Raw genomic sequence first — 16,927 nt, 5'->3', positions numbered from 1 at the left:
CATGCCGGTCCGCGCGCGCCGTTGGCGTTCTTCATGACGTGCGGCTTGTGGCGCCTCTCACAAGGAGCCCCGGCCCGGCGGCCGGGCGTCGGCCGCTCAGGTCCGTCGAGCAGTGCCCGCGCTCCCAGAAATGCGACGACGGGCTGCAGGCGTCGGCGGGGTCTTGCTGCCGCTCGCCTCGTCCAGGCTGTCCACCACGGTCACCCGTCCGCCATCGCCTGGATCGGGGTCGGGCATGATCGATTCCGGGTCGACCAGGTAGACCTCGTGACCGTCGAGCGTCAGCCGGCGCATGATTTCCAGAAGCATGCGCCGGGCCACGTCATCGATCGAATGGACCCGTGTGAGGTCCAGAGCGATGCTGGTTTCCGGGTACGAGGTGTTCACGGTTTCCCGGATGACTCTCTCGGCTCCGGCGAAGCCGATGCCGTCCTGCAGTTGGAGAACCCGGAAGGCGTCCGGTCCGCTGCCGGCGACATGGTTGGTCCGCAAAGCCGCACGCGCGGTGGCGGGAACCTCCATCACGTGCAGGCCCATGTCCGAAGAGAATCGCTCGAACAGTTTCACTCCGCGAACGCTGTTTCCGTGGTTGTCCAGTCGCGGTGAGAACGTGGCGATGCCGACTTGTCCGGGGAGCGCGCCGATCAGACCTCCGGCAACCCCGCTTTTCGCCGGGATGCCGACCTGGGTACCCCAGTCGCCGGCCGCGTCATACATTCCGCAGCCGAACATGACGCTGAGCACCTGGCGGACCACCGGTTCCGGCACCACCTGCTCGCCCGAGAGAGGGTTCATCCCGCGGTTCGCCAACGTCGCGGCCATCATGGCCAGATCGCGTGTGCTGACGAGCACGGAACACTGGCGGGTATAGCCGTCGACGACGGCCCGCGCGTCCCCGACGAGGATGTCGTGGCTGCGGAGCATGTGCGCGATGGCAAGGTTCCGGTGGGCATGTTTCATCTCCGACGCGTGTACGGCGTCATCCGTTCTCAGTCGACGTCCCGCGAAGGCCGAAAGACCGTCGACCACGCGTTCCACCCGCTCGGTCGCGTTCAGACCCTCCGGGCCGACCAGGGAGTGAACAGTGATCGCGCCGGCGTTGATCATCGGATTGCGGGGCCGGCCGGTGTCGCTTTCGAGAGAGATCTCGTTGAACGCCTCCCCGGACGGCTCGACACCGACCTTGGCGAGCACAGGGGCGAACCCGCGGTCCGCCAACGCCAGCGCGTACGCGAACGGCTTGGAGATCGACTGAATCGTGAACTCGGTGTCGATGTCACCGGCCCCGTACACCTCTCCGTCAATCATGGCGAAGGCTGCGCTGAGGCGCTCGGGGTCCGCCGCCGCGAGCTCGGGGATGTACCCCGCCGGCTCCCCGGACGCCTCCGGCTGCACACCGGCCAGCACCTCGGTCAGATAGTCGGGAATGATGGAGCGCATGCGTCCTCCTCCAGGGAAACGGCAACCTCTTCCGCCAGGAACTGCTTGCCATGCAGGCGTCGATTCTCCCGGGCAGGCATCACGGCTGGACCAGAGCGTTGCGATCCAGCTCAGGAATGTCCGTCAGCAAGCGCAGCCGCGCGGCGTCCACGTTGGCGCCGAAGGCGGGTGTTCCGGGCTCGAGCCGGATACCCGCCGCGAGGTCGCCGACGATCAGTGGATGGAACCCGAAAGCGTCGACCATCGCGGACACGGTGGCGAGATCGCCGGGCAGGTGGCCGGCGATCGCGATCGCCTTGCGACCGGGGGCGCCTGCCGCACGCGCCCCGTCCTCCAGGTCGTGGTAGCCCATGTGGTTGAAGGCCTTGACGACACGGGCACCTTTCAGGAACCCCTGCACAGCCTCGCTCGAGGAGATCTCGGTCGGGAGGATCGTGTCGCGCGGACCGTCGACCTCCCACCAGTGGTTCATCGCGTCGACGACCAGCTTCCCCGCCAGTTCGGGGACGGGGAGGTCTCGGTGTCTGCCGAGCGGAAGAGCGAGGATCACCACGTCGGCCGCCTCCGCGGCCCGGGCCGGCCATACGGCTGTCGCTCCCGGGGTGAGGACCTTGGTGGTCAGCACGATCTTGGCGGGGTCACCCGACCCGGAGATCAGGACGCGGTATCCGGCAGCGCCCGCCCGACGCGCCAGTACGGTGCCGATCTTCCCGGCCCCCAGGATCCCGATGGTGGTCATCGCGCCGCTCCGGCCTTGGCCGCGGGCTGTTCGGCCAGCAGCTCTCGGACCCGGGGGATGACCTGGGTGCCGTACAGCTCGACCGCCCGAAGCCGGGCCGATGCCGATACGGTGCCGGCCGAGGAGTAGATCAAGTCGAACCGGCCCGCGTCCAGCACCCGGATGGCGTGAGCGATCTTGGACGCGACCGTCTCGACCGACCCGACGTACAGCGACCCGTGGTCCACCTCTGTGTTGAACTCCTCCCGGCGGAGCGGTGGCCAGCCGCGTAGCGCCCCGATCCGGTCACGCGTCTCCTTGTATCCGGGGTAGAAAAGTTCCTTGGCCTCCTGGTCACTGGAGGCGATGAAGCCGGGCGAGTGCAGCCCGACCGGCTGTGCCGTCGTACCGAACTCCTCGCTCGCCCGCCGGTACAGATCCACGTAGGGAGCGAACCGGTCGGGAGCGCCGCCGATGATGGCGAGCATGAGCCGGAATCCGTACCGAGCCGTGCGGATCACGGACTGCGGTGTTCCGCCGACACCGACCCAGGTGCTGAGACGTCCCGATTCGGTCTTCGGGTACACGTCCGCGGCGTGCAGGGCGGCGCGTGTGGTTCCTTCCCAGGTGACCGGCGTCTCGTCCAGGAGCCGGTGGAAGAGGTCGATCTTCTCCTCGAACAACACCTCGTAGTCCTTGAGGTCGTACCCGAAGAGTGGGAACGACTCGGTGAACGAGCCGCGTCCGAGGATCACCTCGGCCCGTCCGCCGGACAGTGCGTCGACCGTGGCGAACCGCTGGAACACCCGTACCGGGTCGTCCGAGGACAACACCGTGACGCCCGATGCGAGCCGGATGCGCTTTGTGACGGTCGCGATACCGGCAAGTACGGTCTCGGGGCTGGAGATGGCGAACTCCGGCAGGTGGTGCTCGCCCAGCGCGACCACGTCGATGCCGACCTCGTCGGCGAGGACCGCTTCGGCCACTGCGGCGCGGATCGCCTCCGCGTGCGACACGATCGCGCCCTGATCGTCGCGGGGCAGGTCGCCGAAGCTGTCGATTCCGAACTCGACGTGCGGAGCATCCATCGTGGGCCTTCTTTCAACGCTTGCGTGGGCTCGCCGCGAGATCGCACGCCTCTGCGCGGGGATGTCGGGACCTGCGGACCGGGGATGTCCGCACGATCACGGCTCCCTCGTCCCGTCCGCCCCCTCTCCAATTAAGTTGACACGTCAACTCTGCCATTTTATTGTTTATGCGTCAACAAAGATCTGGGGCTGCGGCCGGTCACCGTCGACGGCGCCCTCGGCGACTTTCCCGAACCATCCAGGAAGCATGGTCATGACGGACAACGATCAGGCCCGGCGCAACATCGACATCGTCACCACCGCGATGCGAGAACTCTTCGTGGAGAAGGACCTCACCGCGCTGGACCGGTACTGGGCCGAACCGTATGTGCAGCACAGCCCTCAGCTCCCCGACGGCCTCGGCACACTCCGCGCCGCAGTGCCGGGGCTGGAGGGGTTCTCCTGGGAGCCGCAGCGCGTGGCGGCCCAGGGCGACCTCGTGTTCACGCACAGCCTCGTCCGCGGCTGGGAGCCCGGTCCTACGGTGATCGTCGACATCTTCCGACTGGAGAACGACCGCATCGTCGAGCACTGGGACGTCGTGCAGGACCTCGTCCTGCCCGAAGCGACCGCCAGCGGCAACAGCATGGTCTGACCGCGTCCGCCGGAGGTCGAGGCGGACGGTCCTCGCCTCTCACACGCTCTCCCCCGGAGGCACCGGCGCCGTCGGCCCGGAGGCGTCTCGCTCGCCGGGTTCCACCTGCGGGGAGCACTCCATGAGGGCCAGGCGTTCGTTCAGGCCGGCAACGACCGTCATGTCGTCCCTCATCGACAGCATGGCGACCATCGTGGACAGGACGCACTGCCCGTCGTCGGTGAGCGGCTGCGTTTCCGGCTCGAACCCGTGCTCGTCGCTCATGCCGTCACCTCACTCGGGCTTCCTCGGACCGCGCCGCCTGATGATGCCCGGCGAGCCGCATGTCGGCCCAACTCCCGCTCGTACGGCGTCGATGCCCATCGCCGAGGCGTACGAGGACCAGGTCCGGTCACGTCCTGCGCGCCCTGTCCGTCCCGGGCAGGGCGCGCAGTTGGCCGCGGGCGACCGGGAAGGAGGCGCCGCGAACGGCCTCGTACCCAGCGGCGAGATTTCTCCCCGGTTCCCCGGCCCCATCGCGTTCTGCGTCATGAGTTCAGAATCGTGCCGCCCATGCCCTTGCGGCAGGGGGAGTTGTCACGGCCTCCGGTGACCGCTGTCATCGCCGCACATGACAAATGTCAGAGGCCGGAGAGCTTGCGACGGGCTACTTGGGCGACCAGCGAGGGGTGGAGGTGCCGTCCCACCGCATGGGGTCGTCCTCCAGCGCGGCGCGGTCCCACTTTCCGAGCACCGCGGCGGCCTCGTAGGTGGTGTGCAGGAACTCGGCGAGCGCGCGATCGGGGTCGGGCGCGGAGCGGACGGCTTCGTAGGGCAGCAGGAACTGCTTGAACTCGGGGCTGAAGTAGGCACCTTCCGGACCGACCGGGTGATCGGCGAAGCCTTCGGGTTCAGGGTAGGCATACGCGTAGAAGGCTCCTTCCTCACCGCCGCCGGGCCAGAATCCGCAGCTGGAAAGCTCCCGGGAGTAGCCCTCGACCATGACCCAGTCGCCGCAGTTGGGTGCGCCGCCGGGGTGCGGAGGAGCCTGTCGCCCGGAGAAGCGGGTGCAGGCGAGATCCATCGCTCCCCAGAAGAAGTGCACCGGGCTGACTTTGCCCACGAAGTGCGACCGGAACTCCCCCATGACCCGGTTCGCCTGCAGCAGCTGTCGCCAGAACAGGGTTGCCGCTTCACCGTCGTAGGCAGCGTGATCGTGATCGTCGGCGAACGGAATCGCGGGCTCGACCTCGTTGGGGTGCGGATGGATCGGGGCCTCGATCCCGAGTCCGTCGAGCGTGTGCAGGACCTGGGCGTAGAACTCGGCCACTGCCATGGGCCGGAGCGGGAAGCCGCGCACGCCGCCGTCGCTGCTGCGGACTTCGAGCCGGTGGCCGACGAAGTCGAATTCGATCTCGAACGCCCCGGAGCGGTAAGGGATGGTCGATGTCGTCAGTCCGCGGGGGCTGACGTACAGCGTCACCTGCCACCAGTGGTTGACGAGTGGTGCGTGGACCATGCGGATCTTGCCCACGATCTGGGTCCACATGTGCAGCGTGTCGCGGGTCGCGGTCCAGTCGGAGACTCTCAGGCTCGGCCAGTTCGTGGCAGCTGGTGCGGTCATCGCATCTCACATCCTCGGTAGCGCCTTCAAGTGGGTCAGCGGTGTTCAGGGTTGGCGTTGTCGGGGCGGCAGCCGGCGTCCCAGGCCGAGCGCTGGTTGCCGTAGGCGGGAATGCCACCGGTGTCGCGGATCATCGACGCGAGGTGGAGGAGGTTGTACGTCATGAACGAGATGTTCCGGTTGGCGAAGTCGTTCTCCGGCCCGCCTGATCCCTCGTCGAGGTAGGAAGGGCCCGGGCCGACCTCACCGAGCCAGCCGGCATCGGCCTGGGGCGGGACGGCGAAGCCGATGTGCTGCAGGCTGTAGAGGATGCTCATGGCGCAGTGCTTGAGGCCGTCCTCGTTGCCTGTGATCAGACAGCCGCCGACACGTCCGTAGTAGGCGTACTGGCCCTGCTCGTTGAGCACGCCGGAGTAACCGTAGAGCCGTTCGACGACGCGCCGGGTCACCGAACTGTTGTCCCCGAGCCAGATCGATCCGCCGATGACGAGGATGTCGGCGGCGAGGATCCGCCGAAGGAGCGCCGGCCACTCGTCGGTGTCCCAGCCGTGTTCGGTCATGTCCGGGCGGACACCGGTGGCGATGTCGTGGTCGACGGCGCGGATCTGGTCCACGCTGACTCCGTTCGCCTCCATGATGGCCACGCTGCGGTCGATCACACCCTGGGTGTGGCTGAGCTCGGGAGATCGTTTCAGGGTGCAGTTGATGTACATCGCACTCAGCCCGCTGAAGTCGGGCTTGTCGATCACGGAAGCATTCATCGCGGTGGTCCTTCCGGGTGTTCGGTGCTGTCGGCCCTGACAGCCGACCTCTTTCGTTCCGACGCGGCCGGTCGTCGACAGCTGGTGCGCGCGTACGGGCCCACTCCGCTTCAGGGCTTCCGCACGGGAAAAGGCAAGCCTCCCGGAAGGCGGGCATGGAGGCGACACGGCGATGTGTCGCGGCGTGTTCCTGAATCGACTTTCTGAATCGGCTTCCTGAATCGACCGACGTCGTGGCCGGAGATTCCCTGGGACCGGGCCCACAAAACCCTGAACGGACCTCATTCACTCTTCACATCGAACCTGCCCTTACTCGGCAGCTGCCGGAAATTCTGCCTTCCATGCGCAAGCAGTGGGATATTCGGCACCGAAAGGTCGCCTTGACGGCCACGACGAGACGCCGGTCCTCCCGAGCGTTGATGAGCGTACGGCGATCGGGATCGAGCATGCTTCCCTCCCGCGTCGGCAGTGCGCCCAATCCGGCCTTGACTTCCCTCATCGCGGTAGTCAGTACTCCGCGGTCCGGCGTGGCCTGCGTATGTCGCCGTACACTAGCACCAGAATTTGACGTGTCAACTAGGCACCTCCGCACCGCCCCGTGGCGGCCGAATTCGCTCAACGAAGCCGAGAACGCGCGACGTGACGACAGGAGATCGGAAAATCAGCCGCCCCTCCTCTCCCGACTTGCCAAACGGTGAAGTCCTCGTACTATGAGGCCCGTCGGCGAGTTGCGACTTCAACTGACCTTCGCAGTCAACCTCCCAAAAAGAATCCGGTCATGCCGCGTCAGCTCGTCGGCAAGTGAGCGGCTGCGGAATGACGACCGTCGGTCGCACCGGAACGGTGGACACCGAAATCGTGGAATTTCCCCCGGCGTACCGGCGCTCCGACCTCATCGGAGCCGCACGCGGTCGTGGCCCCGACGGTCAGGGGGGGCGGCTGACACCCGGCGGGGGCGCGACACTCGTCGACGTCGTCCGTCTCGAGAACGGGCCCCTCCGCGACGGTCGCGCCCATCGAGCACGTAGACCATTCTGACCAGCACGTTCGTCCGCATTAGAAGGAGAGAAGACAATGGGGTACATCGCCGTCGGCAGTGAGAACAGCACTCCGGTCGAGCTCTATTACGAGGACCAGGGAACGGGGCAGCCCGTCGTGCTGATCCACGGGTACCCGCTGAACGGCCACAGCTGGGAGCGTCAGACGCGGGACCTGCTGGATGCCGGGTACCGCGTCATCACCTACGACCGTCGCGGCTTCGGACGATCGTCGAAGGTCGGCACGGGATACGACTACGACACGTTCTCCGCCGACCTCAACGCCCTCCTGGAGAGCCTCGATCTCCGCGATGTCGTTCTCGTCGGCTTCTCGATGGGGACGGGCGAGCTTGCTCGCTACGTCGCACGGTACGGGCACGCGAGGGTCGCGAAACTGGCGTTCCTCGCCGCGCTGGAGCCCTTCCTCGTGGCCCGTGACGACAACCCCGAAGGGGTGCCGCAAGAGGTGTTCGACGGAATCGCGGCAGCGGCGAAGGGGGATCGGTACGCCTGGTACACCCAGTTCTTCGCCGACTTCTACAACCTCGACGACAACCTCGGCAGCCGTATCAGCCAGGAGGCCGTGACCGCGAGCTGGAACGTCGCGACGTCGAGCGCTCCCGTGGCGGCCTACGCGGTCGTCTCCTCCTGGATCGAGGATTTCCGCGCCGACGTCCAGGCGGTCCGCGACAGCGGGAAGCCGGCCCTCGTCCTGCACGGAACGGCCGACCGGATCCTCCCCATCGACGCGACGGCCCGCCGATTCCGCCGTGAGCTGCCCGACGCGCAGTACGTGGAGATCGAGGGCGCTCCGCACGGGCTGCTCTGGACGCATGCCGAGGAGGTCAACGCGGCCCTTCGCGCCTTTCTCGGCTGATACCTGTCCGACCGTTTCCGTCGTCGCCTGTAGGTCGGCTGCTTCGGGATACGCCACGACGAGCCTTGCCCGGTCGATCGCCTCGGCGGCCACGGACCCGCGCCAGGAGTACGCCCTGGCCGTAGCCGACACAGGCAGCGACGGCGGGCGGCTGATCGGGTTCGGCCGCCTCGCCTTGGACCCCCATCAGCCCCGGGCCGCGACCTTCGGCTTCGCCCTCAACCTGGAGATCTGGGGCAACGCATACGGTACCGAAACCGTATCCCTGCCTGCTCTTGGCCTGCGCCTTCGAAGACCTCGACCTCCACCGCGTCTGGGGAGCCCGCTCCCACACACACAACACCGCCTCCGCCCGCCCCATGCACCGTGCAGGTCTCACCGAGGAGGGCTACATCCGCGAGCACGTCCAACGCGGCGGTCAAGGGAGCGACTCCGTCACCCACTCCATCCTCAACCACGAGTACGCTGCCGCTGCCGCAGGGTGACCGTTCGCCTCCCCTGGCTGCTCCGGCAGACCGGCAGCGAGGCCAGGTCGTCACCCATCACGGCTTCCACTCCTCGCTATGCCGGCTTCCGGGAGCCGCTGGCCCCTGGGGCCAGCCTCGCGGAGGCCTGGCGGCTGACCTCGAAGCGGCCTTCAGTATGGTGTTCTTCTGTGACACCTCCGGGCGATCCCCCTTCTTCGCCTGGGGAGACAACGAGCACTGGCTGAGCTGCTGGGTCGCCGTGCCGCCAGACCTCGACGAGCCGGACCCACTCAGTGGGAAGAGTGCTGATCCCCTGATCCGCCGCCAAAATCTGTGCCTGGCCAGGAAGTGATCACGGGGCGCTCGGGAACGGCCCAGCACTCACTCAACGAGGCAACTGCCCTTACCCTTAAGGGCAGATATCCCTTTTCTGCACAAGGGGGTATCTATGGCGCGGCTCGGGGTAGGCGGCTCGCATGCAGGGACATCATGCGCGTCCTACGATCACTCTGTTCGGCCCGGCCTCTCAAGATCAGGTGGCAGCCACCGGCCATAACGGCCCCCGGCACTCTCGCCGCAAGCGGCCCATGGGCCGCTTGCGGCGTCGGATCATGGTCTACCGATCAATCGAATTTCTCCCCTCCCGAGTTCCCGGCGGCACCCGTCCGGATGAGCAGTGCCTGCTCCTGGTCCATATCCGCAAGGTCGTCGGTCAGGTCCGCTACCAGCTGTGTGACCGTTGCGATCAAGGTGTCATCACCGCTGTAACCCTGGAGGAGCGCTTCCGCGGCACCGGCCTGGGGACCCGGGCGCTGTCCCATCTGCGCTCCCGTCACCCGAGCGTGAGATGGCGCAGCACCCTGAACCTGCGAGCGACCCGTGATCTCCTGCGCCGCATGTCCATCCCTGCAGACGCCGCGGCCGGCTGCCCTCACACCGGTGGGCCGAGCCCTCGATCCGAGATGCCGTAGATGGCCTCATTCCGACCAGCCCGGCAGGGAAGCATAGTCGACAGCCTGGACGCCACGTGTGCCAAGCGCTGATCAACCGGTCGGGAGGACTCTGCCTGACCACCGATGCGTCAGGGAAGCCTTGGTGTCCGGCCACGGCGGGTGGAAGCCGGAGGGCCGTGGAGGCGCAGCAGCTGCCCGATGCCCCCACAGCCCGGACAGCCGGTTGGGGAGGGGTGGCGACGAGGAATCGGGGTACGTGGGAAGCGGCTCTGATCCAGAGCGGATGGTGCGCTGATAGAGAAGGGCGGTTCGGTGACGTTGATGGCTCACCCTGCGGTGCTGCGGGATCTGATTGACGAGTACGAGGCCCTCGCGGCGGGTGCCGACAAGGCGAACAGCGCGCAGGCGCGTCAGCGTCTGGACGACGTCACTTACACGCTGTGCGTGTCGACCGGCACCCGTGACATCGACGCTGCCCTGGCCGCTGCCAGGCACCAGTCACCCGGCGCCCGCCCTCTGGACGACTCAGTGCTGAGCAGCAGCTGATCCCCCCCTAGCCCTCCCGTCGGCCCCTGACCCCCGCAGAAACGGAAACCCCCACATGGACGCCACCAGCACCGGCACCGCGCCGATCTACGATCTGCTGATAACCGAACGCGGCGACGCCATCGCCAACGCTGCACACGCTGCGGAGCAGACCCGGCTCAAGGCGGCCGACACCCTCGACTTCCGCCTCGCGGACAACGCCAAAGAGCACACCGCCTGAGAGACCATCTCAGTTGGCGAGCCTGCGGTAGCGGATGAGGGTGCAGGCGACGCTGGTGAAGGCCAGGAAGTGGTCGCCGCCCGCGGAGCGGTGCGCGCGACAGCGGCGCGCCCGGGTTCCGGCCGCGCCGCTGTCGAGGTGTGGTCAGCCCTCGGGGCCCCGGGTCAGTGGAGCTTGTTGACGGCGGTCTTCGTCGTGGTGCGGAAGGCGGTCAGCGGGGCGTCCTCGAGGTCGCCCATCTGGCCCCAGCGGACGAGGGTGACGGTGCGGCCGTCGCGGCCGACGGAGAACAGGTGGATGTCGGAGATGCCGATCTGCGGGTCGGCGGTGTCCAGGCTGTAGACCCAGGCGCCCTCCTCGACGGCGAGCTTGCCGTGGAAGGCGCTGACGGCCTGCAGGCCCGGGTTCTGCTGCTCCAGCAGGGGCCCGCAGCCGGCGAGGGCCCCGCGGAGGGTGTTGACCAGCTTCACGGCGTCGGCCTCGGTACGGGCGAGGGTCGTGACCTGGACGCCGTTGGTGTCGAGCTCGGTGCTGAACTCGCGGTAGCGGGTGTTCTGCGCCGGGATCTTGTACGGGGCGCAGAGGACGCCCCCGTTCTCCGGGACGCCGGTGAAGACCTGGGTGGCGGTCCACGGCGTCGACGAGGGCGGCATCTGGGAGGCGGCGAGGAAGGCGGGCTGGGCAGCGGCCTGCACCGGGGCTGTGGCGAGAGCCGCGAGGCCCAGTGCGGCAGCGAGTGCGGTGCGGAGCTTGTTCATGGTGATGGATCCCCCGTCGGGTCGTTCGTTCGGTCAGTGCTCAACCAGCGTGCAGCCAGCGCCCGCCGTCTGCAACGATCACGCGCCCACCAGCCGTCCTGGAACCATTCCACCCCTGCTGACGTGCAAGGACGTGCAAGGTTGGGACGTGGGGTCGAAGGGGATGGAATGCCGAAGGACGCCGCCGTCGAGGAGCTCGCGGGGCTCGTGCGCGCCGAAGGCGCGGGAAGGAGGAGTTAGGAGGCGCTGGGCCGGCGGCTGAGTTTCAGCGCGCCCACCCTCCACCGCTACTGCTCGGGCGCGACCATCCCGGAGGAGTTCGCCGTGGTCGACCGTCTCGCCATGCTGTGTGGGGCGGACGAGGAAGCCGTGCGCGCTGTGGTGGACGATCGCTTGCCACTGCGGCCCAAGCCGGTCCGCAGCCGTCGCCCGTAAGGCCCCTTCACCACTGCGGAGATCGTGCTCCGCAAACGCCTGCAAGCCCAGACCCAGGCTCACCCGAAGACAGAGATCCGCAGCTGAAAGAGTGGTGGCAGCCCCTTTATGAAGATCCGCACCTGCAGCCGCCACGTCGCCAGACTCTCCGCCGCCCCCGGCGGCAGCCGCCGCACCCAAGTCGGCTACCTCATCGCCCGCTCAGGCATTCCCGACGGTCGCACGGCCTGCCCGGCGGACTGAAACCGGCCCATGTCTGCCGTACAACCATCCGCGGATCTCTGCTGTCTTGATCCCCGTGAAGAAGACGCTCATAGCCTCCGCCGCCGTACTCGGCGCGCTCGCCGCCGTCACCGGCCCGGCCGTGGCCCCCGCCGCGGCCGCCTCCGACGCCCTGTGGCTCTGGTCCGACCCGTACGAGATCACCCTCGCGGGTCCGTCCGAGGACGGCTCCCCCGCACCGTCGCAGTCGCTGACCGTGCAGATCAGTCACGACAACACGGCGACCACCGTCCCGGCCGGCACGCTCACCGTCGACGCCTCCGACGTCGCCTCGTTCGCCGAGGTCACCTGGCCCGCGAACTGCCGTCCGGAGAACGAGACCACCGCTGTCTGCACCACGCCCGAACTCCCCGGCGGCGCCAACGCACCCGCTGCGCGGATCGGCCTGACCACCAAGCCGGGCGCCACCGACGGCAACGCCGGCTACGTCCGCTACACCGCCCAGGCCGGCGGCATGAACGCCTACCCAGGCGAGACCTACGTCGCCGTCAAGGACGGCCCCGCGCTCGGCCTCACCCAGGCCGAGTACCGCACCGGCATGGCACCCGACCAGCCCTTCGACTCCTCCGTCATCCTCGGCAACCAGGGCAACCGCACCGCCGACCGCACCCTGCTCACCGTCTTCACCTCCCGCGGCATCCGCCTCGGCATGTCCGTCCCCTCCAACTGCGAGTCCACGAACGCCGTCACCGGCCGTACGTTCCTCTTCGTCCTGGACGAGCGGACGACCCCGGGCTCGTACCACTCCCTCCCGCTGAAGTTCCGCACCAAGGACATGGCCCTCTTCGACCGCGTCGACTATTCGGCGCAGCCCTACTCCGAGCAGGCGCTCGCCGAGGCCCGCGCCGGCCGCGCCTTCACCCCGGGCGCCGGTCCGGAGCTGAACCTCACCCCGGCCGCCGCCCCCTCCGATGAGCTCCAGCCGTACCGCAGCTTCACGGTGAAGACCCTCAACCAGGCCGACTACCGGCTGACCGCCTCCGCTGTCTCCGGCGCGGCCGGCGACACGGTCCCCGCCACCGTCACCGTCCACAACGCGGGCCCCGCCTGGGTCGCCTCCCTCGGCGCGGGCGAACCCGCCGCGACCGTCGACATCGACATCCCCGCCGGCACCTCGGTCGCCTCCGCCCCCGACGCCTGCTGGTCCCAGTCCGATACCCGCTACCGCTGCAACACCCCCATCTACCTCACCGAATCCGGCAAGCCCGCCACCCACGCCTTCCGCTTCACCCTTCACATCGACGAGGTCATCCCGAACGCCACCGCCCGCGCCGCCCTCTACAACGACGCCTACGAACCCCCCGTCCGCACCTTCGACCCCGACCTGACGAACAACACGGCCACCCTCACCGTCAACCCCTCGACGAGCTGACGCACGCCCCCTCGGGCTGCCCGGCCCGGCCCTTGTCCGAGCCGGGCAGCCGGCCCTCGCACCGACGGACCATGTGGGCGCTTGCTGCCCAGGGTGCCGTCCACGATCAGCACGGTGCCCTTCGCGAACCGCCGGCGCGGCTGAAGTGCGAGCTTGGGTCCGAGACGGGCGATGATCCGGTCGGCCGTGAACCCACCACGTACACCCCCGCGTTGGCCGGCACCGCCCGCGAACTCCTCACCTGCCTCGGCACCCGGATACCGCCGACACCCTGGAGGTGATGTGCGGTGCGCACCCCCGTCCACTCGGTGCGCTCCACTCGGTGGGCGTGCTGCGCAGGGCATGACGGTTGAGGACAGGTGGCCGAGCAGCCGTCTCAGGTGGTGAGCAGTTCGGCGATCTCACGGGCGAGTTCCGGGCCGAGCGAGCCCCAGCCTTCCTTGTAGCCGTACACACTCCCCAGGCTGCGGGCGTCGTAGTCGCCGTTCAGGATGTCTATGTCGGTGGGGGTGATGAGCGACGGGTGGGGGACGCCGACGGCGCCCGAGACCTTCAGCAAATCCTTGCGCAGGGTGCGCAGGTACATCGCGGCCCGCTCGCCCTTCGAGGATGCGTCGATGCCGCGCGCCAGCCACGGATTCTGGGTGGCGATGCCGGTGGGGCACTTGTCGGTGTGGCACTTCTGGGCCTGGATGCAGCCGATGGACAGCATCGCCTCACGGCCCACGTTGATCATGTCGACGCCGAGGGCGAAGGCGACGACGGCCTTCTCGGGCAGGCCGAGCTTGCCGGAGCCAATGAAGGTGATGGCGTCGGTCAGGCCTCGCTCGGCGAACACGCCGTAGACGCGGGTGAAGCCCGTACGGAATGGCAGGGACACCGAGTCGGAGAAGATCAGGGGAGCCGCCCCGGTGCCGCCCTCGCCACCGTCGACGGTCACGAAGTCGACCCCGCGATCGCCCCGCTCCATCAGGGTGGCGAGTTCCTCCCAGAAGTCCATCTCCCCGATGGCGCTCTTGATCCCGACCGGCAACCCGGTCTCCGTGGCGAGAAGTTCCACGAAGTCGAGCATCGAGTCCACGTCGTGGAACGCGGTGTGCCGCGACGGCGAGGCGCAGTCCTCGCCTGCGGGAATGTCGCGGATCCTGGCAATCTCGTCGCTCACCTTCGCGCCCGGCAGCATGCCGCCGAGCCCCGGCTTCGCGCCCTGCGAGAGCTTGATCTCGATCGCCTTGACGGGCGCGTCCGCGATCATGGACTTGAGCTTGTCGAGGTTGAACGTCCCGTCCTCGTTGCGGCAGCCGAAGTACGACGTTCCGATCTGGAGGACGAGGTCTCCGCCGTTGAGGTGGTAGGGCGACAGCCCGCCCTCGCCGGTGTTCTGCATCGTCCCGGCCAGCGCCGCGCCCTTGTTGAGTGCCGTGACGGCCGCACCGGACAGCGAGCCGAAGCTCATCGCCGAGATGTTGATGACGCTCGCGGGGCGGAAGGCCTTCGCGCGGCCGCGCGGTCCGCCGAGCACCTTGGCCGAGGGCAATGCCGCCTGCGGGTCGCTCAGATCGGGCAGCGCACCGGCGAACGTACGCTGCTTCACGTATGCCTGACCCTGCACGTGCTCGATGTCGTTGTCGGTGCCGAACCCGAAGTAGTTGTTCTCCCCCTTCGCCGACGCGTAGATCCAGCTGCGCTGGTCACGGCTGAAGGGACGCTCCTCGTCGTTGGACGTCACGATGTACTGCCGTAGCTCGGGGCCGATCTTCTCCAGCGCATACCTGGCGTGTCCCACCAGGGGGAAGTTCCTCAGCAGCGCATGCTTCTTCTGCACGAGGTCACGGGCGGCCACCAGTGCCAGCCCCGTGGCGGCTGCCGCACCTATGCTCCGAGCACGCATCACAAAAATACCTCTCCTCGACCGGCCGAGCCTCACGGAGGCCGTCTACCCCGCGCCGCGGAAAAGCCACGCGATGCCCCAGCCCGACCTGCGGGAGAGCCGCGGCGCAGCCCGCACGGAGGTCGGGCCGCGCCGCGGGCGGGTCAGAGCGCCGAGTCGAGGTGCCCGAGGTGCTCGATGAGGTTCATGTTCTCGGCGTAGTCCACCGGGCAGTTGATGATCGACACGCCCGGGTCCGCCAGTGCCTCACGGAGCGTCGGCAGCAGGTCCCCGGCGGACTCGATGTGGTAGCCCTTCGCGCCGAAGCTGCTGGCGTACTGGACGATGTCCGGGTTGCCGAAGTCGGTGTTGGAGTTCTCCCCGACCTCCAGGTCCATCTTCCACTTGATGAGCCCGTAGCCGTTGTCCTCCCAGATCAGTACGGTCAGCGGGATGTTCTCGCGGACAGCCGTCTCGATCTCCTGGGAGTGCATGAGGAACGAGCCGTCGCCGACCGCCGCCAGCACCTTCGTCTGCGGCCTGGCGAGCTGGACCGCGAGCGCGCCGGGCAGCGAGAAGCCCATGGTGGACAAGCCGTTGGAGATGAGGCAGGTGTTCGGCGCGTACGTCGGGTAGAGCCGGGCCATCCACATCTTCAGCGCGCCGGTGTCGACCAGCACGATGTCGTCGCGACCGAGCGCGGCGCGGGTGTCGGCGATGACGCGCTGCGGGGCGAGCGGGTAGCGCTCGTCCGCGGCGCCCTGCTCGAGTTCCTTGGCCAGCAGCGCGCGGGTGGCCTTGGTGTCCTCGTCGTCGACGGTCCAGCGCAGGCCGTCGAGTTCGGTGGCGAGGGCGTCGAGGGAGGCGGAGATGTCGCCGATGATGCCGACGTCGACCGAGTAGCTGTCGTCCACCTCCGCCGGGAAGCGGTGGATGTGGACGATCTTCTTGTCACCGTCCGGGTTGATCCGGGACGGGTCGAACTCCTGCAGCTCGTAGCCGACGGCGATGACGACGTCGGCCTCCTCGAACCCGAAGTTGGTGTAGTCGCGCCGCATGAAGCCGAACGTGCCGGTCGCGCACGGGTGGTCGTCGGGCAGGACGCCCTTGCCGTGGAAGGTGGTCGCCGTCGACACGTCGAGTGCGGTGGCGAACGCCGCCAGCGACTCCTCGGCGCCGCCGCGCGCCGCGCCGTGTCCGGCGAGGATCACCGGCCGGCGGGCCTCCCGCAGCAGCTCCGCCGCACGCCTGATCTGCTCCGGGGACGGTGCCTCGGGCCGCACGACGTCCCTGCGCAGCGGGCGCAGGTCCGAGCCGTCCGTCGCCTCGTCGACGTCCTCCGGCACGGCGAGGTAGACGGCGCCGGGCCGCTCGGACTCCGCGGTCTTGAACGCGCGCCGCACCATCTCGGGGATGGCCTGAGTAGCCGGGACCTGCGCCGACCACTTCGTGACCGGGGCGAACATGCTCACCAGGTCCACGAACTGGTGGGACTCCTTGTAATTGCGCTCCTTGCCGACCTGCGCGGTGATCGCGACAACGGGCGTGCTGTTCGTCATGGCGTCGGCGACGCCCAGCATCAGGTTGATCGCGCCTGGCCCCAGCGTCGCGGACATCACACCCGCCGAGCCGGTGAGCCGGCCGTGCATCTCCGCCATGAAAGACGCGGCCTGCTCGTGCCGGGTGAGGACGTAGCGGATCTTCTCCGAGCGGGCGAGGGCGTTGGTGAAACGGATGTTCTCCTCACCGGGTACACCGAACACCACCTCTACGCCCTCGTTCTCCAGGCAGCGAACCAGGAGTTCGGCCGCTCCGTCGGGGGTCTGCTTCCGGTGCTCGGCGTCGCTCACGCTGATGGTGTCCTCT

At 68.3% G+C, this 16,927-nt stretch carries 17 protein-coding genes and 1 pseudogene; 8 read left to right on the top strand and 10 right to left on the bottom strand.

Annotated elements, in window-relative coordinates; all coding sequences use genetic code 11:
- Positions 1 to 96: 96 nt before the first annotated feature.
- The 3 genes from WQO_RS33500 to WQO_RS33490 all read right to left on the bottom strand — a co-directional run bounded on the left by WQO_RS33500 (position 97) and on the right by WQO_RS33490 (position 3,246).
- Positions 97 to 1,440 (bottom strand): glutaminase, encoded by a 1,344-nt coding sequence (locus WQO_RS33500; RefSeq protein WP_010062548.1) that lies wholly within the window; start codon positions 1,438 to 1,440, stop codon positions 97 to 99.
- A gap of 79 nt (positions 1,441 to 1,519) precedes the next feature.
- Positions 1,520 to 2,179, bottom strand: a complete 660-nt coding sequence (locus WQO_RS33495; RefSeq protein ID WP_058954188.1) for an NADPH-dependent F420 reductase — start codon at positions 2,177 to 2,179, stop codon at positions 1,520 to 1,522.
- A complete protein-coding gene (locus WQO_RS33490) occupies positions 2,176 to 3,246 on the bottom strand; it encodes an LLM class flavin-dependent oxidoreductase (RefSeq protein WP_010062546.1) in 1,071 nt (356 codons plus the stop codon). Before WQO_RS33490 ends, WQO_RS33495 begins: the two co-directional genes overlap by 4 nt.
- Before the next feature lie 253 nt (positions 3,247 to 3,499).
- Here WQO_RS33490 and WQO_RS33485 point away from each other — a divergent pair, with 253 nt between their 5' ends.
- Complete coding sequence (locus tag WQO_RS33485; protein WP_237274196.1) at positions 3,500 to 3,880, top strand: nuclear transport factor 2 family protein; 381 nt, start codon at positions 3,500 to 3,502, stop codon at positions 3,878 to 3,880.
- A 39-nt stretch (positions 3,881 to 3,919) separates the two neighbouring features.
- Here WQO_RS33485 and WQO_RS33480 read toward each other — a convergent pair whose 3' ends face one another.
- From WQO_RS33480 to WQO_RS33470, 3 genes are all read right to left on the bottom strand, one after another.
- Entirely contained in the window at positions 3,920 to 4,144 is a 225-nt protein-coding gene (locus WQO_RS33480) for a hypothetical protein (protein WP_010062544.1), read from the bottom strand.
- 382 nt (positions 4,145 to 4,526) lie between these two features.
- On the bottom strand, positions 4,527 to 5,483 hold the full coding sequence (locus tag WQO_RS33475; RefSeq protein WP_010062543.1) for a DUF5996 family protein: 957 nt from the start codon (positions 5,481 to 5,483) through the stop codon (positions 4,527 to 4,529).
- A gap of 35 nt (positions 5,484 to 5,518) precedes the next feature.
- Positions 5,519 to 6,244: a flavodoxin family protein gene (locus tag WQO_RS33470; protein ID WP_010062541.1), complete on the bottom strand. Its 726-nt coding sequence runs from the start codon at positions 6,242 to 6,244 to the stop codon at positions 5,519 to 5,521.
- Between the two features lie 1,074 nt (positions 6,245 to 7,318).
- On the opposite strand from WQO_RS33470, the gene WQO_RS33465 reads away from it, so the two are divergent.
- The 5 genes from WQO_RS33465 to WQO_RS36500 all read left to right on the top strand — a co-directional run bounded on the left by WQO_RS33465 (position 7,319) and on the right by WQO_RS36500 (position 10,344).
- Positions 7,319 to 8,158, top strand: a complete 840-nt coding sequence (locus tag WQO_RS33465; protein WP_010062539.1) for an alpha/beta fold hydrolase — start codon at positions 7,319 to 7,321, stop codon at positions 8,156 to 8,158.
- 359 nt (positions 8,159 to 8,517) lie between these two features.
- Positions 8,518 to 8,643: a hypothetical protein gene (locus WQO_RS37195; protein ID WP_257721871.1), complete on the top strand. Its 126-nt coding sequence runs from the start codon at positions 8,518 to 8,520 to the stop codon at positions 8,641 to 8,643.
- A gap of 458 nt (positions 8,644 to 9,101) precedes the next feature.
- Positions 9,102 to 9,596: a GNAT family N-acetyltransferase gene (locus WQO_RS37325; protein ID WP_335339679.1), complete on the top strand. Its 495-nt coding sequence runs from the start codon at positions 9,102 to 9,104 to the stop codon at positions 9,594 to 9,596.
- Between the two features lie 303 nt (positions 9,597 to 9,899).
- A complete protein-coding gene (locus WQO_RS33450) occupies positions 9,900 to 10,124 on the top strand; it encodes a DUF5133 domain-containing protein (RefSeq protein WP_032748949.1) in 225 nt (74 codons plus the stop codon).
- A gap of 55 nt (positions 10,125 to 10,179) precedes the next feature.
- Positions 10,180 to 10,344, top strand: coding sequence for a hypothetical protein (locus tag WQO_RS36500; RefSeq protein WP_167552053.1), 165 nt, complete (start codon positions 10,180 to 10,182; stop codon positions 10,342 to 10,344).
- A 164-nt stretch (positions 10,345 to 10,508) separates the two neighbouring features.
- Here the strand turns inward: WQO_RS36500 and WQO_RS33445 are convergent, their stop codons facing one another.
- On the bottom strand, positions 10,509 to 11,102 hold the full coding sequence (locus WQO_RS33445; protein ID WP_010062535.1) for a hypothetical protein: 594 nt from the start codon (positions 11,100 to 11,102) through the stop codon (positions 10,509 to 10,511).
- Between the two features lie 246 nt (positions 11,103 to 11,348).
- Here WQO_RS33445 and WQO_RS37320 point away from each other — a divergent pair, with 246 nt between their 5' ends.
- Together WQO_RS37320 and WQO_RS33435 are read left to right on the top strand one after the other, a co-directional pair.
- On the top strand, positions 11,349 to 11,537 hold the full coding sequence (locus WQO_RS37320; protein ID WP_335339696.1) for a helix-turn-helix domain-containing protein: 189 nt from the start codon (positions 11,349 to 11,351) through the stop codon (positions 11,535 to 11,537).
- Positions 11,538 to 11,835: 298 nt separating this feature from the next.
- Positions 11,836 to 13,191 carry a DUF11 domain-containing protein gene (locus WQO_RS33435; RefSeq protein ID WP_237274195.1) on the top strand — a complete coding sequence of 452 codons (1,356 nt, stop codon included), beginning with the start codon at positions 11,836 to 11,838 and terminating at the stop codon, positions 13,189 to 13,191.
- A gap of 71 nt (positions 13,192 to 13,262) precedes the next feature.
- Here WQO_RS33435 and WQO_RS35865 read toward each other — a convergent pair.
- The 3 genes and pseudogenes from WQO_RS35865 to WQO_RS33425 all read right to left on the bottom strand — a co-directional run.
- Positions 13,263 to 13,376 (bottom strand): annotated as a pseudogene (locus WQO_RS35865) (IS5/IS1182 family transposase); the annotation flags it as partial.
- A gap of 191 nt (positions 13,377 to 13,567) precedes the next feature.
- Positions 13,568 to 15,082 (bottom strand): FMN-binding glutamate synthase family protein, encoded by a 1,515-nt coding sequence (locus WQO_RS33430; RefSeq protein ID WP_029182486.1) that lies wholly within the window; start codon positions 15,080 to 15,082, stop codon positions 13,568 to 13,570.
- Between the two features lie 143 nt (positions 15,083 to 15,225).
- Positions 15,226 to 16,911: an acetolactate synthase large subunit gene (locus tag WQO_RS33425; RefSeq protein WP_010062531.1), complete on the bottom strand. Its 1,686-nt coding sequence runs from the start codon at positions 16,909 to 16,911 to the stop codon at positions 15,226 to 15,228.
- Positions 16,912 to 16,927 lie beyond the last annotated feature (16 nt).

This window comes from Streptomyces globisporus C-1027 (assembly GCF_000261345.2).
Classification (GTDB): domain Bacteria; phylum Actinomycetota; class Actinomycetes; order Streptomycetales; family Streptomycetaceae; genus Streptomyces; species Streptomyces pakalii.
The sequence above is the reverse complement of the archived record's forward strand: the minus strand, read 5'-3'. Positions and strand labels throughout refer to the sequence as shown.